A 22,983-nucleotide genomic window follows, 5' to 3' on the forward strand; every position below is an offset into this window, starting at 1 on the left:
GGCGCCCCCCAGCACTCGGACGCGAGCATCGAGTCGGTGGCGACCCGATCCATGTCCACGCGGCTCACCGGCCCCGGCCATATCGGGTCGGGATGCTCGCCACTGGGCGCGCAGGGGGATGAACACGGAGGTCTCGATGCTTCCGGCCACGATCCGACGCCGGGCGATCATGATCTAGTCGTCGTGGCGGTGTCGCAGGTGCGGCTGCCGCGGACGCGGCCGCCGTCGGGCCGGGGGATCGACGCTGCTCGATGGTTCCGTCTCCACCCCTCAGGACCGCGAAGGAACCTGGCGCCATGATCCGGGCAGGATGCCGCGTCTCCGCAGGTGAGTATGCAAGCGGAAACGCAGCACAGCCACTGGGGAGGACGGGGCGGCGCACCACTACGGAGGGGAGTCATCGTTCGCGAGCAGGAGACGTGCCGCCACGTCGTCGCGGCTCTCCCCGAGATCGTTGACTGGCTCGCGCTCGGCGTCGACTACGGCACCGGCAACCCCTTCGCCGCCGAGATGCTCGGCCTCGGCGCAGACGGCCGGCTGTACCTCACCCACGAATGGCGCTACTCCAGCCGTGAGCCACGCTGCCAGCTCACCGACGTTGAGTGCTCCGCCCGGCTTCGCGACTGAACGGAGAACCTCCGCGACGGGATGTGCCGCCGCTGGGAAGACCGCGACGACTCCGACAAGCCCACCGCGCCTGGCGATGGCCAACTGCCCCAGCCCGGTGCGCCCTCGGCCGGCAGCAAGCTCGACGCCGCGGGTGTTTGAGCGGACAGTCGGCTGGAGACGAGCACCCGGCGGCGGACGGCCTGCCGGCCATGGCCCTGGACCCCGCCGCTCCGCTGACTGGTAGGGAGACGGCCGGAGTGCGGCAGGCAGGGATCACGTTCGCTGAGATTTGCAGGTCCTCGGCAAACCAAGTATCGGGGGCCGGGTTGCGGCTGTGGACGGCTGCGCCGAGCACGGCCCAGATCACCGCTCGACTCGATCTCGACGTCGCAACCTGCGGAGATGCCGGGGGAAATAGGGCAGAGGTGTGGTGTCCGGTCCACTGTTCGCATCACCGCAGGTGGCGGACTCAGCAGCTGATCATCCTTCCGATTCTCCTCACCGCCCGAATGGGCTGACGGCCCACTTTGTGGCGCGCCGTGGCTTTTGGGGTTCTGGGCCGTAGGTTGGGGTCGTTCTTTTGGCGGGTTGGAGCCATTGCCGGCGGATGTTGGGGGCGGGTTGCTGGTTGAGGGTGTGGTGGTGGCGGGCCGGTACCGGGTGGTCGAGCTGCTGGGTGAGGGCGCCATGGGCCAGGTGTGGCGAGGTGAGGATCTGCGGCTGGAACGGGCCGTGGCGGTCAAGGTGCTGCAGCCGCATCTGATGCACGGTTCGCTGCGGGAGCAGGCGCTGGCCCGGTTCGAGCGGGAGGGGCGGGCGGCGGCGCGGTTGTCGCACCGCAACATCGCCGCCGTTCACGACGTCGGGGAGCATGACGGGCTGTCCTATCTGGTGCTGCAGTTCCTGCACGGTCGTGATCTGAAGAGCCTGCTGGGCGACCATCCCGGCGGGCTGCCGATCGAGGATGTGCTGGAGTACGGGGCGCAGGCCGCCGAGGGCTTGGCCGCCGCGCATGCGGCCGGGATCGTTCACCGCGACGTCAAGCCCGCCAACCTCATGCTCAGTGGCGACGGGACGGTGAAGGTCTGCGACTTTGGCATCGCCCGGCTGCACGGCGCCACCACCGGCCTGACCGGCGATGCCAGTATCGGCACCCTGGCCTACATGGCGCCCGAGCAGATCATGGGGCAGCCCGTCGACCACCGCGCCGACCTGTACGCCCTCGGCGCCACCGTGTTCCAGTTGCTGACCGGCCGCCACGTCTTCACCGGCGACGACGCCCGCGCGGTGGTCACCCAGCACCTGGCCGCACCCCCGCCCCCCGCCCGCACGCTGCGGCCCGACACCCCGCCCCAACTGGAGGAGTACCTGCGGGAACTGCTGGCCAAGGAGCCCGACCAGCGGCCCCCCGACGCCGCCGCGGTGGCCGCCCGCCTGCACGACCTGTGGCGCCGGCGCACCGACCCGCACCACCCCGACCGCCTCGAGGCCCTGCGAGCACGCGCCGACCAAGCCCACAGGAACGGCCAGGAGGGTCGCTGCGACACCGCCGTCACCGCCCTGCAGAGTCTGCTGCCCGACTATGTGCGGGTACTGGGCGACGACCATCCCGACACCTCGCCACATGGTCGAGAAAGGCTGGCAATCCCCTTAATCGGTGGAAATTCCTCATATAGATGAGCTGTCGTTCTGCGGTGCCTGGCCGCCTGCCTTGCCCTTGGTCGTAACTGCATAGTTCGGCCAACTCCGCGACGTCGACGGCGTCCGGTTCAGCCGCTGCGTGATCCGCATCAACGGTCAGGACCAGGTCGACATGCCTGGCGGCACCGAAGGTCACGAGACGAAATCCGCGTAGCCAGGAGAGCGCCCCAGGGGGATGGGCAGGTGCAGCTGGCAGCCTCCAGCGCAGAACCAGTCCACCAGCGCGTGTGAGGTGCCAGAACTCGTCCATGGCACATGGGCTGGGCTCTGCCCTCGGCTCTTGTGCTCTTTCGGCTGCCGTACTTGATGTTCATCCGCGTTACGGGGTGGCCGGTACCGCTGGTTCGCGGTGATGCCTCGAAGGAGGCAGAGATCTCGGTGTTGCGGCATGAGGTCGCGGTGCTGCGTCGGCAGGTCGGGCGGCCCCGACGGGACTGGGCCGACCGCGCGGTGATCTCGGCTCTGGCGCGTCGACTTCCGCCGTGGCTGCGCTCGCATCGGCTGGTGACGCCGAGCACGCTGTCGGCCCTGGCATCGGCGTCCGTCAACCGCAGGCGCGCACACGCCGGCGATTGGCCGCTGTGCCCGAGTCCCGCAGGGATGCGCGCAGATCTGGATGCAGGAGCGGCCGCCGCCCGCGGTGGTCGTCCCAGAAGGCCAACTCCGGGTTCTGGTTGCTCCGATGGGCGCCGGGAAGAGTGAGCGGGCGGCGCGCTGCTGGCAGGAGGGCCTGGAGGTCGCTGCCGATGACGAGCGGGCGGAGATCCCGGTGTGGCTTGAGGCTCGCGCTCTCACCCGTGCTGTTCGGCTCCGGGATCCGCCTGTTCGAGGGCGTGGACGCGGGCCGCGTGGCCCTGGAGCCGGTCCGCGCGGAGCCCTCTCAAAGGGGTGACGCACCTGACCCACGCCGTCCGCGACCGGTAGGCGCACAGCGGACGACACAGGGCGGACGCGAAGGAACACCCACGCGGCGCTGGCCGACGGCCTGCCGACCAGCGGTGACCGCACCAGCATCGGCTCCGCCACCGCAGGACTGCTGGCAGGCCACCGACGGGCTGTCGGGTGCTCTGCATGTCGCCGCCCCCAGGGCGCCCTCAGGGCAGCTCGGATCTGCTGGCCGAGGAGTCCGCCATGTCTTTGTCGACGGGATGCGCGACGCTCTGTTGGCCTTGGCCGTTCTCGCGCCGTCGCGCTCACCCTCTACCTACTGTCAGCTGAGCGTGAGATGCGGGGAGTACAGATCGATCCACATGGCGAGGTTGAGGGCCGTCTCCAGCCCGCGCCGGGACGCTTGGCCGATCTGAGGTGCCCGGGTCGCGGCGGCGCGCGCGAGCCGGTCGCGGCTGACCAGGTCGAACACCTGGTGTGAGGGGGCGGCTAGAAGCTCCTTGATCTGGTTCTGCAATGCGACGGCGTAGGCGGGGTCCTGGGTGGAGGGATAGGGGCTCTTCACCCTCTCGTACACCGATCGGGGCAGCAGGTCGGCGGTGGCCTCGCGCAGCAGGCTCTTCTCCCGGCCGTCGAACGACTTCAGCTCCCAGGGGGTGTTGTAGACGTACTCCACGAGCCTGTGGTCGCAGAACGGCACGCGGACCTCCAGGCCGACCGCCATGCTCATGCGGTCTTTGCGGTCCAGCAGGACACGGAGGAACCGGGTGAGGTGGAGATGGCCGATCTGCCGCATCCGGTAATCGAAGTCGCTTTCGTCGTCGAGGCGTTGGATCGCGGCCACCGCCTGGCGGTAGCTGTCGCGCACGTAAGTGCGCAGATCGAGTGCTTTGGTGAAGTCCTCGGTCAGGACGCTTTCCTCGCCGCCGAAGTGCTGCCGGAAGTGCACCAGCCAGGGGAAGGTGTCGGCGGCGCGGGCCGCGGGGTCGAAGAACTGCTGGTAGCCGCCGAACACCTCGTCGGCGGACTCTCCCGACAGGGCCACCGTCGAATGCTGCCGGATGGCCTTGAACAACAGGAACAGGGAAGCGTCCATGTCGCCCATGGCGATGGGGAGATCCCTGGCCTGGATCACCCGGGCCCGCACCGCGGGGTCGGCCAGCTGGTCGGAGCCGAGCACGATGTCCTGGTGGTCGGTCTCGCATGCGCGGGCCAGATCGTGCACGTAGGGGCCGTCCGGGGTGGCACGCAGGTCGTCGGGGACGAAGTGGTCGCTCTGGCCGACGAAGTCGACGGCGAAGCTGCGGACCTTCTCCCCGGCGGCGGCGAGCCGGCGCGCGGCCAGAGCGGTCATGGCGGAGGAGTCCAGACCGCCGGACAGCAGGGTGCAGCGCGGCACGTCCGCGACGAGTTGGCGGCCGACGATGTCCTCCAGCAGGTCCCGCACCCGGGTGATGGAGTCGTCCCGGTCGTCGGGGTGCGGCCGGGGCCGCAGCGACCAGTAGACGCGGACGCCGATGCCCTCCCGGCCGACGGTCACCACCGTCCCCGGCTCGACCTCCCGCATCCCCTGCCAGATGGCGTGACCGGGGGTTTTGACGAACGCGAACGCCTCCCGCAGGCCGTCCAGCGTCACGGTCGGCGAGGCCAAGGGATTGGCCAGGATCGCCTTGGGCTCGGACCCGAACAGCACCCCGTCAGGAGTGGGGTAGAAGTACAGAGGCTTGATGCCCATCCGGTCACGGATCATGACGAGTTCCTGCTCGCGGGCGTCCCAGATCGCCAAGGCGTACATGCCGTTGAGCCGTTCGGCGACGGCCCGGCCCCACTCCAGATAGCCGTGCAGCACCACCTCGGTGTCGGAATCGGTGGTGAAGCGGTGCCCCCGCGAGGCCAGCTGTGTCCGCAGCCCCATGAAGTTGTAGACCTCGCCGGAGTAGACCAGGACCACCGTGTGCTCCGCGTCCTGGACGCTCATCGGCTGCCGGCCGCCCGGCAGGTCAATGACGGCCAGCCTGCGATGACCGAGCGCGGCGGGACCCTGGATCCAGGTACCGCGGTCGTCCGGACCACGGCAGGCCATCGTCTCGGTCATCGCGTCCACGGCCGCCCGCTCGGCGCCCAGGTCCCGCTGGAAAGAGACCCAGCCCGCGATACCACACATGATCGTCCCCCTTCCGGTCACCGGTGGGTCGATGAACGGCCGGCAGTCCGCGAAGACCTGGTCCACGCTGTGCCGGACCGCCGGAGGGCCTCGCCCCCGGCCCCGTGGCCGTGCGTGGTCACCTGCGGTTGTGCGCCCACGCGCGTTCGGCGCCGTCTCCTGCGGATGACGGCCGTTCTCACGGCTCGTCGATGATGCGGATGACCGCGTTGGGGCACAGGCTCGCGGCACGCCGGGCAGGGATGCGCAGTTCAGGCGGAGGCCGGTCGTCGAGGACGACGACGGTGCCGTCGTCGTCGGACTGGTCGAACAGTTCGGGCGCGGTCAAGGCGCATTGACCGGCGCCGCGGCAGCGGTCGTGGTCGATGTGGATCTTCATGGCGTGGCCACCTCCCAGGTGAGGGGAAGCGTGTGGACACCGTAGATGAACATGTCATCGCGCATGGGGACCCGCTCGGGCGGCACCGCCACGCCGAGCGTGGGGAAACGCCGGAACAGGGCGGGGAAGGCGATCTGCATCTCGACGCGGGCCAGTTGCTGCCCCAGGCACTGGTGGACGCCGTGTCCGAAAGAGACATGCCGGCAGGGGTCACGGGCCAGATCGAGATCGTCGGGGTCGGGGAACTCGCCGGGATCACGGTTGGCGGCCGGCAGCGAGGCCACCACGGTCTGCCCGGCGCGGATGCGCCGACCGCCGAACTCGACGTTCTGGCGGGCGACCCTGACGGTGCCGAACTGCACGATGGTCAGGTAACGCAGCAGCTCCTCGACCGCATGATCCACCCCTTCGGGATGTGCGCGCAGCACATCCAGCTGCTCAGGATGGCGCAGCAGGGCAAAGGTGCCCAGCGCCAGCATGTTGGCGGTGGTCTCGTGCCCGGCGACCAGCAGCAGGAGGCCGATGCCCGCCACTTCCTCATCGGTCAGTGCCATCTGCGGTCGCTGCTCGGTGATCAGGGTGCTGATCAGGGCGTCGTCCGGATGGGCGCGTTTGACGGCCACCAGGTCGCGCATGTACCGACGCAACGCGTCGCGGGCGTGCCACGCCTCCTGCTCGTCGGCGTCGAGCTTCAGCACGGTGGCCGTCCACCGCTGGAAGTCCTCCCGATCGGCGTAGGGCACGCCGAGCAGCTCACAGATGACCAGCGAGGGGATCGGCCGCGCGAAGGCCGTCACCAGATCCACCGGCGGACCGGCCGCCTCCATCGCGTCGAGATGCTCGGTGACGATCTGCTCGATCCTCGGAGCCAGGGCACGCATCCGCCGCACCGTGAAATGGCGGGTGAGCATCCGCCGATACCGGGTGTGCTCCGGAGGATCCATGTTCAGCAGCATTCCGGGACGATCCTCACTATGGAACACGTTGCGGCGCACCGGGGAGGAGGCCCTTTCCCTGTCAGAGCTGAACCGGTCATCGGCCAGCAACGCGCGCACATCCTCATACCGGGTCACCAGCCAGCCCACCGCGCCGTCAGGGAACGCCAACGGGGCGACCGGCCGCTGTTCACGCAGTCGCCGATACCCCGGCGGCGGATCGAACGGGCAGCTGCGAGGCCCCGGCAAGACCACGGGCGACTGGGGCGCGTTCATGAGAACCGCTCCCTTCATCGGGCCGTTCTGGGCTCACCACCCACGTTAGTACGAACCCGTTCTATACGGACAGTGCCGGTCACCTCGCAGAGCGTCCGGACGGCCTCGTGCCGAGCAACGGGGCCAACACCCGGTCCACGATCCGGTCGACGAGCGCACGATCAGGTGCCTCACCTTCGATGAGCACATGCATCAACACCAGCGCCAACGGCATCTCCCTGAGCGTCCTGCCGCACCCGGTCGGCACCACCCCCACTCCCAGAACCGGCACTACCGGCGCCCAGGCCACCAGCGGTGGTCTGGCTCCCGCCGACCAGGGTCACCTGTCCCCGGCCCGACGCCCGGCCCCGCTGCGACACCAGCCGCCCCAGCCCCGGACTTGGTGCTCCGACGAGCCCGTACACCGCTACCGTCAGCCCCACCAGCGCGGTCAGGGCTGCGACCACGCTGGCCGCCTGTCAGCCTTATCCAAACCCACTGCCACGAAATAGCCGCCCAGCCTGGTCACCGTCACGACCGTGACCCCAACCCGACCCAAACCCATCGACTCCCGGCCATACCGACCATCATCAACCCACGCCGTAAGGATGCGCTCGCAACCAGCTCGATCTCGCTTCCGCGCCTGGCCAGATCAGGACCCGTCCCCGCGAACACACAACCGAGTCCAACGAACCGAGCCACGCGAGCTTGTTGAGGAACAATGACGCGACGCCCGCTTCCCGGGCGAGGTCCTCGGCTTGTGACGGTTAGACAGTCCGGCCCGGACGCCGACAGCCGTGGCCGCCTGCGCCGCGGCCAGAACCTCGGGCGACACGGCCCGGCACGAAATGGGGCTGGACGCGGACAGCCTGGCACAGCGCAACCTCGAAGGAGCCGGGCTGACAAGAGCCCAGCGGCTTTAATCCGTAGGTTGTGGGTTCGAGTCCCACGCGACCCGCCCCTTCCCACCAGCCCGAACGCGAGTTCGCCCAGGTTCATTTGGTTTGGAGTGGACTTGCGTGATCACAAACGTGGACGAGGTCATTGGATCATCAGGAATTCGTTTCGGGGAGATGGCGGTTCCTGCACCCGGCCGGAAGCGTGGGCGCAACACGTCGTCAGGGCAGCACAAAAGCCCCAGGCCCGGGTCGGCCAATTCCTGCGCATCCGGCCCCTCCGCGCCTTACGCTGATTCCCGGCGCAGAAGGCCGCTCCCGTCGAGACGCGCCGCAGGTATTGTCCGATGGACGGAGTGGCGCCGGTGAGTGACGCCGTGGAACTGACGCGAGCGCCTCTCGACGAACGTCTGCGGCAGGCGCACGCCCTGGCAGGACGGTACTTCGCTTCCCGGGGGCCTCCGTGATCTGTCGGACGCCGTGAGGCTTGTCCGCGAGGTCTGTTCACTCCTACTGGGACAAACGTTGTCTGCTGGGTATGAGCGGTCCGGCGAGCGATCTGACCTGGATGAGGCAGAAGAGACTTTCACCCGTCTGGAACAAGCGATCGAAATTCCCCCGCGCCATCTCATGGCGCTCGCCGGCCCGGTGAGCAACGTGCTGCCGCGCTTCAGCTGTGCCGGGACGACCAAGATCTTGACGAGGATCGGCAGTCGCGCGAGAGGCGAACGCCGCCTCGGAGCCGGGACGGCCCGGCCAGTCGTCGAGCGGGTTGATGCTCGCCTCGAGTCTGCGACTGGATCTCGCACCAACCGCGTCGATCGGCGTGCCGGAGAAGAAGGACGCCTCGCTCGAGGTGACAACGCCCGAAGGTATGGCGGTCCGCTGTGTAGATCTCTAAAGGCCAGGGAGAAGTAATGCACAGAACCATGACAACGCTGGTACTCACGTCGCTGTGCGCCTTCGCTGTCGGGTGCGGGAGCAGCTCCTCGGACGGTTCCGTCACCGCCACGCAGCCGGTGACGCCGACTTCACCGCAGACCGCCTCGCCTCATTCCGGCGACTACAGGACCGCCGCGACCGTCGACACTCAGAACCAGGGAGGCGACAGCTACTCCTCGCAGGTCCTCGTCGCCCCGCCGGTGCCCGCCTCCCGGCTACCAGAAGTGAGCCGACCACTGACCTCGTGCGCGGCGCCGTCGCTGGACCAGTCGCGCCTGATCCTGATTCCCATCCAGATTCGCACCACGCTCAAATCCTCGCTGCCGCTCAAGCTGGCACTCCGGATAAGTGGCTACGGCTCAACGGCCTATGTCGTCAAGTTGAACAGCGAGAACACCTGCGTCAGCGAGATCAGTGGCCTCGCTGTCACCGTGCAGGTCAACCCTGGGGCCGGGCATGCCCTGCAGTTGTGGTATCCAGTGCTCGACGCGATCACGCCGAATCACCCCGAGGGCGATCCTGAGAAGCTGAAGAACACTGTGGCGCAGATCGGGCTTACCGTGCGCGGCGGGGACATCGGGACGGGCAAGACCTACGGCCCCTGGGTCTGCGACAACTCGCAGATCCATCTGACCAGCGCAGCCCCCCAGGAGCGGGGCTGCGGAGAACACCTGTCCGCGGAGACCTCCTAGTAGGACTTTGTTAGTTCGGTATCATATGGGATGATCTTGGTGTGACTCCGGCTGAGCTGGCTGAGGTTCGTGGCCGTCTTGAGGACTTCGCGGGTGAGATTTTCACGCCGTTCGCGCGTCGTGAGCAGCGCTTGAACGGCGGGCTGTATCTGCGGGGGCTGATGCTGGACGGGCGGCGTAAGTCGATGCAGCCGATGGCCGAGCGCCTGGGGGTCGATCATCAGCGGCTGCAGCAGTTCATCACGTCCTCGACGTGGGATTTCGTGGCGGTGCGGCGGAGGTTGGCGGATCGGTCGCTGCGGGTGGTGGAGCCGGAGGCGTGGCTTCTGGACGACACCGGACACCTCAAGGACGGGGACGGGTCGCCGTGTGTGGCCCGGCAGTACACCGGGACGGCGGGCAAGGTGACCAACTGCCAGATCGCGGTGAGCGTGCATGCGGTCACCGACGCCTGCTCGGCCCCGCTGAACTGGCGTTTGTTCATGCCCGAGCGGTGGGATGACACGCTGGCCGCCGATCCGCAGGAGGCGGGGCGGATCGCCGAGCGGCGCAGGCGCTGCGGCATCGGCGATCAGGTACGGCATCGTCCCAAATGGCGGCTCGTCCTGGACATGATCGACGAACTGGCCGCCTGGGGGCACATGCCGCCGCTGGTCGTCGGTGACGCCGGATACGGCGACAACACCACCTTCCGGCTGGGACTGACCGAGCGCGGCATCGGCTATGTGATGGCTGTCAAGGCCGCCACCAGCGCCTACGACGGCGACGCGGTGCCGGTCACGCCGGCCTATTGCGGACGCGGCCGCCCGCCCGGGCCACGCTACGCCGGGGATGCCTCCAACCTCCGTGACCTGGTGCTGGCCGCCGGCCGCGCGAGCCTGCGGCGGGTGACCTGGCGCCAGGGCACCAGGAAGACCGCGGCCAACCCCACCGCCAAACTGCGTTCACGCTTCACCGCGATCCGGGTACGTCCCGCCAACCGGGACATCCCCAAAGCCGCCGACGGCAGTGTGCCCGCGTGCTGGCTGCTGGCCGAGTGGCCGCCCGGTGAGCCCGAGCCCACCGACTACTGGCTTTCCACGCTGCCCGAAAACACCCCGATCAAGACCCTCGTACGCCTGGCCAAGATCCGCTGGCGGATCGAACACGACTACCGCGAACTCAAGACCGGCCTCGGCCTCACCCATTTCGAGGGCCGCTCCTGGACCGGCTGGCACCGCCACGTCACCCTGGCCTCGGCCGCACACCTCTTCCTCACCGAACTACGCCTGGCCAGCCCAAAAGCGGCCGGGGCGGCCTGAGTCTCTACAAGATTCTCAAACAGCTCCAAGTGCTGCTCGCCACCTGGAGCGGCCGATGCCCCACATGCCACCAGCACCCACCATGACGAACTAACAAAGCCCTACTAGATCGTTGATGGGTTATTGCTGAACCGGCCGCAAGCATGGTGAAGGGCGCCCAGGATCGGTGTGTGAAGACAGATCTAGACGCCCTTCTGACCGCACTCTACGTGCACCTGGACGACGATGTCCTGCCATCGCGGCGGCTCGGGCCGGGCAGGCCCCGCCTGCTGACCGACGCCGAGCTGATCTGTGTGGCCACCGCCCAGGTCCTGCTGCGCTGTGATGACGAACGCCACTGGCTGCGGCTGGCCCCCGCCCGGATCGGGCACCTGTTCCCGCGGCTGCCGCGTCAGTCGCAGTACAACCGACAGTTGCGGGATCTGGGCCCGGTGCTGCAGGTGGTGGCGCTGTGGCTGGCCCGCGCGGTCCCGACCTGGTACGACAACCTGCGGCTGATGGACGGCACCCCGGTGCCGTGCGGCGCCTCCCGAGTCACGGTGAACCGCTCGGCGCTGGGGGAGATCGCCGGCTACGGCCGCGACACCTCCCACCACGCCTTCTACCGGGGTGCCAAGCTGATGCTCATCACCACCGCCGAGGGAACGGTCTCGTCCTTCAGCCTGGCTCACCCCAAAGAACTCGACGAGCGCAAGCAGGCCCTGCACCTGCTGCACGTCCGCCCGATCGCCGACGGCCCCTGCCCCATCGTGTGCGACAAGGGCTTCGCCGGAGCCGGGATCGAGAAGGCCGCCGCCGACCTGGGGCATGTGCTGATCCGTCCGGTGCGCGATGACGAGCCCGAACCGGCGGTGAAGGTGTTCCCGCCCTGGCTGCGCCAGCGGATCGAGGGCATCATCTGGACCCTGAAGAACCAGCTCGGACTGGAACGCCACAACGCGCGCACCACCGAAGGGCTGTGGGCCCGCGTCGGCCAGCGCGTTCTCGCGCTCAACGCCGCCATCTGGCACAACTGGCTCATCGGCGCACCGGTGAAACGCTCACTGACCGCCTACGACCACTGACCAGCACACACATTTCCCATCAACGATCTAGGACCCGCCGTGCCTGGCCGTAACCGGGCTCGGTCCCGAACTACGGCGGGCATCGCCGACTGGGCGTAGTCCCGCCCGTCGCGTCCGGGCTACCCGCGGGGAACTCCCGCACCCAGCGACTGTTGCTACGCGCAAATGGCCGGATCGGCCGGCGGCTTCGACCGGGCCGCTTTTGCTGCGTCTTCGTAACCAGAGGGGGCTCAGGATGTCTCTGAGGCATGGGAGCTGACATTGTGCTCCCAAACGCGCGGCGGACCAGGTGGCCGTCCAGGTCTATTGTGCGTCCAGCCAAGGAGGCGCGGTGAAATTTGGGATACTGGGTCCGCTGACGGTGTGGCGCGAGGGTGAACAGCTCGATCTCGGCACGCCCAAGGAGCGTGTGCTGCTGGCGGTTCTGCTGTGCCGAGCGGGTAACCCTGTTTCTGAGGATCAACTGGCCGTGGCCCTGTGGGGGAGCACCCCACCGAAGAGCGCCACCAAGAATGTGCAGACCTACGCGCACCGGCTCCGGCGGCACCTGGGCGACCCGGCTCGCGTGGTGCGGCAGGGCTCCGGCTATCTGATGCCGGTGGTCCGGGACGAGCTGGATGCGGCGAGGTTCGAGCACCTGGCCGCCTCAGGGCAGGCGGCGGAGGCCGCCGGTGACCAGGCGGAGGCCGGCCACCGCCTGCACGAGGCGCTGAGTCTCTGGCGCGGGGCCGTGTTCGCCGGCATGACCGACGTCGCGATGCTGGCCGCGGAGGCCGCGCGGCTGGACGAGGTCCGCCTGTCGGTCTTGCAGTCGCGGATCGCCGTGGACCTGAGACTCGGGCGCCACGCCGGGCTGCTGGGCGAGCTGACCGCGCTCACCAACGAGTACCCATTGCTGGAGCGGCTGCGGGCGCAGCTGATGTTGGCGCTGTACCGCTGCGGCCGGCGGGCGGATGCGCTTGCTGAATACACGCGTGCCCGCATGACTCTGATCGAAGAGACCGGGCTGGACCCGACCGAAGAACTGCAGGACATGCATCGGAGCATCCTCACTCAGGACCCCTCACTCGACCTCGTTCTTCCCGTCAGGGCGACGATCACGGGCCCCGCTGGGGGATCGGGCCCGTACAGCGCGGCGGAAACCCGACGGGCCTACCATGCACTCGCTGCGCGCATGTCGGACGAGCTGGGCATCGAGCCGAGCGAGAATGTGCACCTTGCGCATGTCCATGTCCTGGCGGCCGACCGTCCGGTGCTTGCCACGGCGCCGCCGATGCCTGAAAGCCGGGCGGCTCCGACCCCGGCCGAACTGCCGCCGGATATCGCGGATTTCACGGGCCGGGACGGCGAGGTGGCGCACCTCACCGAGGTCCTTACCGAGCCACGGCCGGCCACTGTCGCCATGGCCGGCATCGCTGGTCTGGGCGGCCTGGGTAAGACCACGCTCGCCGTGCACGTCGCGCACCGGATCGCGGGTTCCTTTCCCGACGGCCAGCTCTATGCGGACCTGCGCGGCGCCTCCGCCGACCCCACCCGCCCAGAGGACGTGCTCAGCCGGTTCCTGTTCGCACTGGGCATCAGCGGCACCGGCATACCCGAATCCCTGGAAGAGCGCGTGGCGCTTTACCGGAGCTGTGTGGCCGGACGCAGAATCCTCGTTCTGCTCGACAACGTCGCCGGGGAGGAGCAGGTGCGGCCGCTCCTGCCCGGGGCCCCCGGCACGGCCGTGATCCTCACCGGACGCGTCCGCCTGATCGGTCTGGAGGGCGCGAGCCTGCTGGAACTCGACGTCCTGTCGTCGGCCCAGGCGATGGACCTGTTGAGAAGGATCGTCGGCGACGAACGCGTCCAGGACGACCCGGACACGGCTCTGGAGATCGTCCGGCTGTGCGGCCGGGTCCCGCTGGCGGTGCGCATCGCGGCGGCCAGGCTGCTCGGCAGACGGCACTGGAGTCTGTCCCATCTCGCCGGCGTCCTCGGGGAGGAACGGCACCGGCTGGACGAACTCGTGGCGGGCGACCTCGACGTCCGCGCGGGATTCGAGATGAGCTACCGGACGCTTCCCGCCGGCGCACAGCGGGCGTTCCGGCTGGCCGGGCTGCTGGACGCGCCCGATTTCGCGTCCTGGCCTGTGGCGGCCCTGCTGGATGTGCCGGTGCGGCAGGCGGAACGCGAGATCGAGATCCTGGTCGACGCTCATCTGCTGAACCCCACCGGGACGGACGAGACGGGCGCGCTCAGATATCGGTTCCACGATCTGATCCGGTTGTACGCGCGTGAGCGCGCCCTGCGCGAGGATTCCGAACCCGAGCGCCAGGCCGCGCTCGAGCGGGCCCTGGGTGCGTGGCTGGCGCTGGCGGAGGTCGCGGCGGAACACGTCCCGGGGCCCTGCTACGCACCCATGCACAGCTGTGCGCCGCGCCGGTGGCTGCCCGCGGCGGTCTCCGACCGGCTGCTGGCCGACCCGATGGCCTGGTTCGGCGCGGAGCACGCCGCGCTGATGGCGGGGGTCGCGCAAGCGTGCGAGGCGCGCCTGACCCAATTCGCATGGGATCTTGCGGGGTCCACCGAGACGTACCTCAACGTGCGCGGTTTGTACGACGGCTGGCAGCGCATGCACGAGCAGGCGCTCGCGCTCTGCCGTGAGACCGGCGACAAGCGGGGCGAGGCCGTGCTGATGCGCGGCCTCTTGGAGGTCACCACCTGGACTTCACCGGCGGGCCCCGGACCGGCGATGACACGGATGCGGGCCGGCGCTTCGCAGCTCCTCGACCTGTTCACCACGCTGGACGATCCGGTCGGAATGGCCGACGCTCTGGCGACCCTGGCCTGGGGCACGACGGCGGACGGGAACGGTTCGCAAGCGCTCGCCCTGGCGGAGCGCGCCCTGCGGATGGCCGCCGACGCGGACTACCTCGGCGGCCAGGCGCGGGCCTTACACGTGATGGCGATCATCCACGGCGAGGACGACCCTCAGGGGGCGGTCACCGTCCTGGAGCGGGCGATGCAGGTCGCCGAGGCGCTCGGGAACGCTCACTACACCACGACGATCACCCAGTTCCTCGGCGCGGCGAAATCGTTCTGCGGTGACATCACGGGCGGCCGGGAACTGCTGGAGAGGTCTCTGGGAATGGCACGGCGGTTGAACGACCGCTATCTGGAGACGTTCTCACTGCTCTACCTCTCGAAGCTGTTCGTCGCGGTCGGGGACGAGCGGGCCAGGGCGACCGTCGAACTGACGCTGGCCCACAGCGAGAACGGCAACTTCGGCCATCATCTCGCCGACGCGCTCAGCGTTCTCGGGCAGTTGAACCTGGCCGAAGGAGATCTGCCCGCCGCCATCGCCGCCCTCGAACGCTCAGTCCAGGTCTGGCGAACCCGCGGCTGGATCCCTTACCTCGCGCGGACGCTCCGCTCCCTCGGCGACGCCCACGAGGGCGCCGGCGACCACCGCGCGGCCAGGGACGTCTGGGAAGAGGCCCGCGAACTGTTCCGCGGGATCGCGGACGAGAACGGCACGCGAACGCTGGACGCCCGGTTCGCGCGCGCAGGGCGGCCAGGCTCTTCGGCGACACGTCGCCGTGGACGACCGCCATCTGACGGCCGGCGGTCATAGTTCCGCACCCGATGCTCGAACGTGCCGGCCTGCGATCCATCCGGCGAAGACCCGTGGCCGCAGGCGCGATCACGAATACCAGCACGCCGTACAACGCCGGCTCGGGCAGCAAAGTATGAGTGAGTCGTGCGGGGCGACATCACCGCCTGCTTCGACGAAATCTCGCACCCGGCCTTGATGAGGTACCCGGGCAGAAGCCGAGGGCCCTGCGGGCGATCGCCTGTTACGGCGATCGGCGCGGGGCGCGATCGGCACGCCTTACAAGCGGAAAAGCCGTAGGTTGGGCAGACTCGAGAGGATGTGCAACCGGCACCACACCCAGGTCTGCGCCGCCGGAGCCCCGCGCGGGTGCGCGGGGCCGGCACGTGGGTGGCGGGGTCGGTCTACGGCGTCAGAAGCACTGGCTGGCGGACCAGGTCCTGCTCGGGTCGTTGGCCACGTGGGCGTGATCGCCGTGCCCGGGGTAGCCAGGGCCGAGGATCTCCTCGAACCCGTGGTATCGCGCTTGCCGCACGATCGCGCAGAGCGATGGGGTGCCGGTGAAGTCGGCGGCGTCGCCGTACAGGTGCCGACTGTAGGTGTCACTTGCATCAGGGTTGCAGGCGACGCTCCGGAAGGCGCTGGAGACGACCATCCGCCGGTCGCCGAGGGCGTGGCGCAGCGCCTCCAACTGCCACATGACCCGCAGCGCGTTCGACCGGGCCTGGGCGGCGGAGACCAGCCCGCCCGACCACGTGCTGTTGCACTGGTTCATCTCGCCGTAGGTGAAGTGGATCGGGGTGCAGTCGTCGTCCTGGAGGGCGTAGATGCGGTTGAAGGTCTGCGACCCGGCGACGCCGTTGGCGGTGAGCCCATAGGCGGACTGGAAGCGCCGTACAGCCGCCTCGGTCGCGTCGCCGAAGACGCCGTCGATGACGAGGTTGGAGTTGTAGCCGGGATAACCGGCCACCCGGATCTGGAGTTGGGTCACGGCAGCGCCACGGCTGCCGTTGCGGAGTTCGCCGCTCCACGTGTAGCAGCCATCGGCCGAGGCGGGAGCGGCCGTGGTCAGCACGGTGACGCCGGTTGCGGCGACGGCGAGCATGAGGGTGGCGAGAGCACGTGCAAGTAGGCGCGACATAATTGCCTTTCATTGAATTTGTTCCGCAGCGGGTGCCTGGTCGCTGAGGCCTCCCGCGTGGTTGCCGAGTGCCGGGCAAGCCCTATCGGCGCCGCCCAGACTCGGCAATCATCGAATAAGCCAAAAGCTTGCTGTCATTTATCGACATGGATCTCGGGAACATGAGGGGCTCGGCCGCCGTTCGCGTCCGAGTGGCGTGTCATCGCACCCGACCACCACAACCAAGGTGCCTCCGATCAGGAGCCGTGACCTCGAGTTGGGTGCCATGCCCGGTTGCTTCGCCTCGCATCCGTCCCACATCACCCGATGATCACCAATGCGATCACAAAGGCTGCAAGCCCGAGATCTTCCTGGATCTGCTGTCGGCCGGCATGCTTGTCGGATGCCGGCTCCCCGTAATGCCGCGCGGGTGGTGGCCGGGGAGCCCGCCTTGTCGGGGTCAGTCAGGTGGTGAAGAGGAACACCCCACGTATCGGGGTTCCTCGCCCTTCCCAATAGCTCCGGTATTCGGCCTGGTAGGTGACGTTCTCGGGAATGTCGAGGAGCCTGCAGGTGGCGCCCGGGTGATCGACGTTGTGGTCCCTGATGATGACGGGCACTCCGCCTCCGCCCTGGCGGGACATGGCCACTTCCACCCAGGCTGTCCCCAGGGTGTTGTCCGCCTGGAGGCACATCTGATTGGTGTCGTCGGTGTAGCGAACTGTCCCGTCGCCGATGTCTCGGATAAAATTAACAGCGAAGGCCGGTGGCGCGAGAACGACACTCGCCGCTGCAACGCCAATGCCGATGGTGACCGCTTTGGTCAGGTTCTTCATTGCTCCTCATCTGGAAAGAGAACGGTTCCCCGTACACCGCTCGGTATAGGATGGCTTGTTCAGGGACTTTCCGTCCCTTTCGGACCGGATCTTTCCGCTGGTGGATTGCTCTAAAGCCGAGTGCGAGTTCTGATGCGAGCGGCAATGCCAGCCGTCGCGATAACACGCTCTCCGCCGTCGCGGATCACCTCGCTCGCGCGGCCGTTTCTCGCAACTGGATCCTTGCATGCGCCGGTGGAAGCGTGGAATATGCCGGGAATACCCCGTGGTCGCTGAGCCTTCCCGGTCTCTGAGGGTGTCCGTGCCGGAAGTGTGTCACCTCATGCGACCTGCGAGTACTCATGGATGAGTTCACCGACTCGATCACGGCGTAGGACTCGAATGTCGCCGGGCGGAGGCGGTTGTCCGCGTCCGTTGGGCGGTTGCCGGTTCAGGCTGCGGTGGGGCCGGCGGGCGCTGTAATGATCGGCATACTCCGCCTGGATGGCGACGGCCGGCCCTCCGGATGCACGCTGCTGATCACCACTGAGCCTCGCTCATCCTTTGAGGATGCAGACGAGGCGGGCTTCCCGCTGCGCTTGGGTCACACCGATGCCGCGGAGGAAGCCGATCAGTCCGGACTCGCCTGCAAGGCCGAGCTCGGCCATGGCCCCGTCCTTCTGATGCGAAACGGGCGAGAGGGAGCGGTGAGCTTCCAGGGATGGTCTAGGGAATCGGGTATTCGTCTTAACCCCGTAGCTGTCGGCTGACGGGGTGACCCAGATGATCGCAAGCCAGGAGGCAATGGGTTCGGTCGGGTGTACCGGCGGCCGCACGCACGCCTGCGCGCCCGAGGCGTCGCCGTCGGTGACGTCGTCCAGGAGGGTGTCGGCCCTGGGACGGTCCGGTCACACGTTCTTGGGCTGCGGTCCCGAAAGCGGAGACTGGTCGACCGCACCGGCAAGGAGCAGCCCGTCGATGAGGTCCCGTGTGAACGCCACGCCCGTGACCTCGGCCGCCACCGCGAAAGCGCGCGCGACCCGATCCTCGTAGATTCGGCGCCAGGACGCCTCCCGTGCCGCATCGTCCAGATCCTCGGTCGGAAATCCGAACTTGTTCAGCGCCTCGTTGAGCGCGTCCGGGGCACGGCCCCATCGGCGGGTTGATTTGTTCGGAATGAAGCCGGTGAGGAGTTCGCCGTCGATCGCGTGCACGAAGTGGTCCTCGGCGTAGTCGTGCCGCGAAACCGCAACCATCTCGCACCCGCGGGAGAGCTTGGCCCCGAACTCGGTCAGCGAGGCGTACCAGCCCAGCGGCTCGACGGCCACGCTCCACCCGTCGGCTTGAAGGGCCCCGACGTACCCGCCGCCGTTGCCCGCTCGGGTGAGGTGGGTGAACTCTGCAACCAGGTCCCAGAGTTCCCGCATGCTCATAGCCCGGCTCGTCGCGTCCTCGGGCCCGAAGCGCCGCAAGACCTCGACAGGTGACAGGCCACGGAACAACGAGACACAGAAGATCTCTCCCAGGGCGGAGCGCCCGCTGAGCCAGCGGAAGGGGGATATCGCGTCGGTCATGGTGGGAATTGTGCCCGCCGACTCGGACAGGCCTGCGAGGAGGATCGGAACGGCCGGCAGCGACTCGCCGCCAAGCCCACGAAGCAGGAAGGGCGGCCCTACGATACTGCCGGGACTTCGCCCGCACCGGCTGCGCCGCACCTAGGCCATCCGGCGGCGCCGACTCCGCGCAGGTGAGCTGCCCCGGGTTCGAGGAGGGACTTCAAGCCAGGCTTTTTGCGTTACTGAGACGCCGGAGTCCCTCGGCCTCAGCGGGCTCGGTTCTGTGGTGCTTTGAACATGGCGGCGGCGTTTTGTTGCGCACAGATGAGCTCATGGGTAGAGCGAGGCGTGCCGGTGGGGTCGATCGGCAATGCGGCTGCGAAGATGTGCTGTCGGACCAGCCATCGGCGCAGCTCAGGTATGTCGTAGGCCTTGTCGGCATGGAGTTTGCCGATGCGTCGGGCTCGGCCCTTCTCATTGGCCCGTCTCATTTGGGCTCCGATCCTCGGCTTGAGGCGTGGCTGTCGTGGCCGTTCCCGGCCGAGACGGCGACCAGAAGGGGCAGGCCGTTGCGGTCGGACGGGATGTGCAGCTTGGAACCGGGTTTACCCCGGTCCACGGGACTGGGGCCGGTGTGCTCGCCCCCGTTTTGGCTCGCACGTGTGCCGAGTCGAGGATCGCGCGTCTGCGCGTCGACATCGGCGACACGACATACGGCTTCCAGGGGCTGGCGTTCCCGGTGTCGGTCCTTGTCGCGACGCTGTTCACCGCTGCGCGTGCGCGGCCTGCTGCTCGCGGTCAGCACCTTTGCCTTTGGTATCGCGTGCGAGCCGTACCTGTACGGCCGCGATATCTTCCAGGGCGAGGGCTACACCGCCGCGTCCTTCCAGTGGGATCGACGTCTCCAGCTAGCGCGCCTATTACTACGTGGTGCTGGGATACAGCAGCAACCTGCGGCGATGCCGTCCCTAAGACCCCTCCAGAAAGTCGCTCCCGCAAACCCCAACGGCACCGGCGCCACCCTCGCAAGCAAGTCGCTACTGCCGTTCCGCCCTCCCCAGGGGCTGATGGCCAGCCTGCCCGCGAGCGCCTCAGCATGATTGCCTGACTCGACGCCGGCTCCGCGCGCGGCTCGGCTGCTCATTCGGCCGGGTGCGGGCCCCGGCGGCGTGCTCATGGGCTTGAGCGATCGTGGAGTCAACGTTCACCTGCCAGCCGATCAGCCCGGCCGCATCGGCCCGAGCCTGCAGGGTGGTGAGGACCCGAGCCCACACTCCCTCCCGTTGCCAGCGGCGAAACAACAACTACACCGCATGCCAGGAGCCGTGGCACTCGGGCACATTCCGCCAGGGCGCCCCTACTCGCACCCGCCATCGATGAACTGCCGCTTGGTCCACTTCGAGGGTCGACCCGGCCGCCTGGGCAGCGGCAACGGTGTTTCCAGCACCACCCATTGAGCGTCGGTCAGGGCGAACCGCCTCGTCACCGCGAGGGTGGCCACGAGGTCTCCGGTGTCCGGTTCTTCTTGGTCGATGAACCCTCTGCCCGAGACCTCTCTGTTTCGGCTCAGACACGCCGCTGTTCAGCTCACTTCGGGACACGATCTAGGCGGCGGCGGAGACGGCCGCCGTGTGCGCACGGAGGGCGAAGCTGTAACGCCTGAGGAGGAGTAGGGCGGTGGTGGCCAGGCCGATGAGCAGGCCGAGCCAGATGCCGAGTGTCTCCAGTTGGAGCGCGTAGGCAAGGAGCCAGGCGGTGGGGAGGCCGACGGCCCAGTAACCGATCAGGGTGATCCGGAATCCGCTCTTGGTGTCCTCCAGGCCGCGCAGCAGCCCGACGCCGATGTTCTGCGAGCAGTCGAAGAACTGCAGGACGGCGGTGACCATGAGCAGGTGGGTGGCGATGCTGAGGGCCTGCTCGGACTGGGGGGCGCCGGCGTCCAGGAACGGGCGCAGGACGAGGTGCGGCACCGTCAGGTAGAGGATCCCGACGCAGGTCATGACGGCGGCGGCGCAGGCGAGCGCGGTGTTCTTGATGCGCAGGGCGCGATCGGTCCGGCCCAGGGCCAGCTCGCGGCTGACGTTGATGGACGCGGCGTGGGACAGGCCCACGGCGACCTGGAAGACGATGTAGACGAGCTGGTTGACGGCGGTGTGCGCAGCCAAGGCTGCGGGGCCGAACGACCCGGCCATCAGCGCGGTGACGGAGAAGAACCCCGCCTCCGAGCCGTAGGTCGCCGCGATCGGCACGCCGAGCGCGATGATGCGCCTGACGGTGGCGGGGTCGGCCTTGGCGATGTTCAGCGACAGCAGCGGCGCCAGCCGTGAGTCCCTCTTCGCCGACACGTACAGGGCGAGGAAGGACAGGAGATACACGGTGGAGGTGGCGACGCCGATGCCGGTCAGGCCCAGTTGGGGCAGCCCCCAGGTGCCGTGGACGAGAACCCAGTTCAGGCCGGCGTTGACGGCGACCGAGACGATGGTGATCTGTAGCAGCGCCTGGGGGCGGCGCATCCCGACGGTGAACTGCCGGACGGCCTGGAACCACAGGCAGGGCAGCAGCCCGGGGGCCAGGGCGAGCAGCATGGTCTGGGTGGATTCCACGACGGCGGCGTCCTGGCCGAGCCAGGTCAGCGCCTGGCCGATGCCGATCATCAGCACGGCTCCGGCGATGCCGGCCAGCGTCGCCACGGCCAGGCTCGCGCGGACGATCGCGCGGACCTCCGCCGAGCTCTCCCGCGAGCCCTCTCCCTCCCCGCCGGCGGCCTGCTCGACCCGGGCCGCGGCGGCGGCGATCTGGTTGCCGACCGCCGTGACCAGGCCGACCCCCATGGTGCGCAGCTGGTTGAAGATGACGATGGCCAGGCCGCCCGCGGCCAGCTCCTGGGTTCCGAGCAGCCCCATCATCACGGTGTCGGTCGTGGTCAGGGCGACCTGGGCGAGTTGGGTGAGGATGAGCGGGACCGCCAGGGCGGCGAGGGCGCGGCCGTCGCTCAGCAGCAGGGCCGCCTTGGCGGTGGGCAGGGGGGTGGGCATGTGGGTCACCGGCTCCCGCGCAGTTTGGCGAGCAGTTCTTCGATCTCTTCCTCGGTTTCGGGCGAGAGGAGATCGCGGGCCCGCATCCAGTCGTCGTTGAAGACCGTGTCCATGTACTTCTCTCCGCCGTCGTTGACCAGGGCGACCATAGTGGTCCGCGGCGGGAGCCCGGGCAGGCGGGTCAGCGCCTGGTGGACGACCCCGCCGGCGGAGCCGCCGATGAGCAGCCCCGTTCGGGCGAGGGCGCGGCAGGTCGCGAAGGCCTCGACGTCGCCGACCTTGACGCCCTCGTCGATGAGGTCGAAGTCGACCAGGGCGCCGATCTCGGCTCCTTCGGGAGTGCCGGTGCCGGACTGGTGGTAGTCGTGGGCGGGCCCGCCGAAGGCGGTGGACCCCTTGGGCTCCACCCCGATGGTGGTGAGACGGGGGACGCGTCTGCGCAGCTCGCGGGTGGTGCCGCAGAGCGCGCCGCCGGTGCCGACGGCGCCGATGAGCACGTCGATGTCCTCGTCGAGGGCGTCGGCGAGCTCGTGGGCGAGGGGGACGTAGCCGACGCCGTTGCTGGGGTTGTTGTGCTGCTCGGTGAAGACGGTGTTGTCCTGGCCGCGGGCCATCCGCTCGGCGAGTTCCTCGCGTGCGGCGGTGGCCAGGCTTCCGGTGCCGTCGTCGGTGACGTACACCAGTTCGGCGCCGAGGGCCTTCATGCCGCGCAGCTTGTCCGGGCAGGAGTGGCCGTCGACGACGGCGGTGAAGGTGTAGCCGCGTTCGGCGGCGATGACCGCCAGCCCCAGACCGGTGTTGCCGGAGGTGGATTCGACGATGCGCCCGCCGGGGCGCAGCCGTCCCTGGGCTTCGGCGTCGGCGACCATCTGCCGGGCCATGCGGATCTTGGCGGTGCCGGTGGGGTTGAACATCTCCAGCTTCAGCAGCAGCCGGCCGCCGGTTTCGGTGGTGGCCAGCTCCAGGAGGGGCGTGTGGCCGATGAGATCGGAGACGCGGGTGACCACGGCGGGCCGCTGGGGTGATCCGGGCATCG

General features: G+C 68.7%; 15 protein-coding genes. 7 read left to right on the forward strand and 8 right to left on the reverse strand.

From position 1 onward, the window contains the following. Positions 1–327: 327 nt before the first annotated feature. Complete coding sequence (locus ACZ466_RS41055) at positions 328–627, forward strand: hypothetical protein (RefSeq protein WP_464041877.1); 300 nt, start codon at positions 328–330, stop codon at positions 625–627. Positions 628–1,230: 603 nt separating this feature from the next. Then, positions 1,231–2,289, forward strand: a complete 1,059-nt coding sequence (locus ACZ466_RS41060) for a serine/threonine-protein kinase (protein WP_464041878.1) — start codon at positions 1,231–1,233, stop codon at positions 2,287–2,289. Between the two features lie 1,231 nt (positions 2,290–3,520). On the opposite strand, the gene asnB is transcribed toward ACZ466_RS41060, so the two are convergent. The 3 genes from asnB to ACZ466_RS41075 form a co-directional block, all read right to left on the reverse strand. Beyond that, entirely contained in the window at positions 3,521–5,362 is a 1,842-nt protein-coding gene (asnB, locus tag ACZ466_RS41065; RefSeq protein WP_378293367.1) for an asparagine synthase (glutamine-hydrolyzing), read from the reverse strand. A 178-nt stretch (positions 5,363–5,540) separates the two neighbouring features. Next, a complete protein-coding gene (locus ACZ466_RS41070; RefSeq protein ID WP_378293365.1) occupies positions 5,541–5,741 on the reverse strand; it encodes a ferredoxin in 201 nt (66 codons plus the stop codon). After that, positions 5,738–6,952 carry a cytochrome P450 gene (locus tag ACZ466_RS41075; RefSeq protein ID WP_378293363.1) on the reverse strand — a complete coding sequence of 405 codons (1,215 nt, stop codon included), beginning with the start codon at positions 6,950–6,952 and terminating at the stop codon, positions 5,738–5,740. The genes ACZ466_RS41070 and ACZ466_RS41075 overlap by 4 nt, the downstream gene beginning before the upstream one ends. A 1,792-nt stretch (positions 6,953–8,744) precedes the next feature. On the opposite strand from ACZ466_RS41075, the gene ACZ466_RS41080 reads away from it, so the two are divergent. The 4 genes from ACZ466_RS41080 to ACZ466_RS41095 all read left to right on the forward strand — a co-directional run bounded on the left by ACZ466_RS41080 (position 8,745) and on the right by ACZ466_RS41095 (position 15,442). Continuing rightward, positions 8,745–9,461, forward strand: a complete 717-nt coding sequence (locus tag ACZ466_RS41080) for a hypothetical protein (RefSeq protein ID WP_378293361.1) — start codon at positions 8,745–8,747, stop codon at positions 9,459–9,461. 41 nt (positions 9,462–9,502) lie between these two features. After that, positions 9,503–10,762 carry an IS701 family transposase gene (locus tag ACZ466_RS41085; RefSeq protein ID WP_378293577.1) on the forward strand — a complete coding sequence of 420 codons (1,260 nt, stop codon included), beginning with the start codon at positions 9,503–9,505 and terminating at the stop codon, positions 10,760–10,762. Between the two features lie 170 nt (positions 10,763–10,932). After that, positions 10,933–11,826 carry a transposase gene (locus ACZ466_RS41090; RefSeq protein ID WP_378284181.1) on the forward strand — a complete coding sequence of 298 codons (894 nt, stop codon included), beginning with the start codon at positions 10,933–10,935 and terminating at the stop codon, positions 11,824–11,826. Between the two features lie 331 nt (positions 11,827–12,157). Beyond that, the gene (locus ACZ466_RS41095; protein WP_378284180.1) at positions 12,158–15,442 is read left to right on the forward strand and encodes an AfsR/SARP family transcriptional regulator; all 3,285 of its coding nucleotides are present in this window, start codon (positions 12,158–12,160) and stop codon (positions 15,440–15,442) included. 391 nt (positions 15,443–15,833) lie between these two features. Here the strand turns inward: ACZ466_RS41095 and ACZ466_RS41100 are convergent, their stop codons facing one another. From ACZ466_RS41100 to ACZ466_RS41110, 3 genes are all read right to left on the reverse strand, one after another. Next, positions 15,834–16,562: a D-Ala-D-Ala carboxypeptidase family metallohydrolase gene (locus ACZ466_RS41100; RefSeq protein WP_378284179.1), complete on the reverse strand. Its 729-nt coding sequence runs from the start codon at positions 16,560–16,562 to the stop codon at positions 15,834–15,836. Between the two features lie 443 nt (positions 16,563–17,005). Beyond that, positions 17,006–17,377 carry a hypothetical protein gene (locus ACZ466_RS41105; RefSeq protein ID WP_378284178.1) on the reverse strand — a complete coding sequence of 124 codons (372 nt, stop codon included), beginning with the start codon at positions 17,375–17,377 and terminating at the stop codon, positions 17,006–17,008. Between the two features lie 887 nt (positions 17,378–18,264). After that, positions 18,265–18,930 (reverse strand): DUF6461 domain-containing protein, encoded by a 666-nt coding sequence (locus ACZ466_RS41110; RefSeq protein WP_378284177.1) that lies wholly within the window; start codon positions 18,928–18,930, stop codon positions 18,265–18,267. A 758-nt stretch (positions 18,931–19,688) separates the two neighbouring features. Here ACZ466_RS41110 and ACZ466_RS41115 point away from each other — a divergent pair. Continuing rightward, complete coding sequence (locus tag ACZ466_RS41115; RefSeq protein ID WP_378284176.1) at positions 19,689–20,012, forward strand: hypothetical protein; 324 nt, start codon at positions 19,689–19,691, stop codon at positions 20,010–20,012. A 504-nt stretch (positions 20,013–20,516) separates the two neighbouring features. Here ACZ466_RS41115 and ACZ466_RS41120 read toward each other — a convergent pair. Together ACZ466_RS41120 and ACZ466_RS41125 are read right to left on the reverse strand one after the other, a co-directional pair. Next, a complete protein-coding gene (locus ACZ466_RS41120) occupies positions 20,517–21,947 on the reverse strand; it encodes an MATE family efflux transporter (RefSeq protein WP_378284175.1) in 1,431 nt (476 codons plus the stop codon). Positions 21,948–21,952: 5 nt separating this feature from the next. Beyond that, positions 21,953–22,981, reverse strand: a complete 1,029-nt coding sequence (locus ACZ466_RS41125) for a cysteine synthase family protein (RefSeq protein ID WP_378284174.1) — start codon at positions 22,979–22,981, stop codon at positions 21,953–21,955. Between the last annotated feature and the right edge of the window lie 2 nt (positions 22,982–22,983).

Source organism: Actinomadura rugatobispora (genome assembly GCF_055379765.1).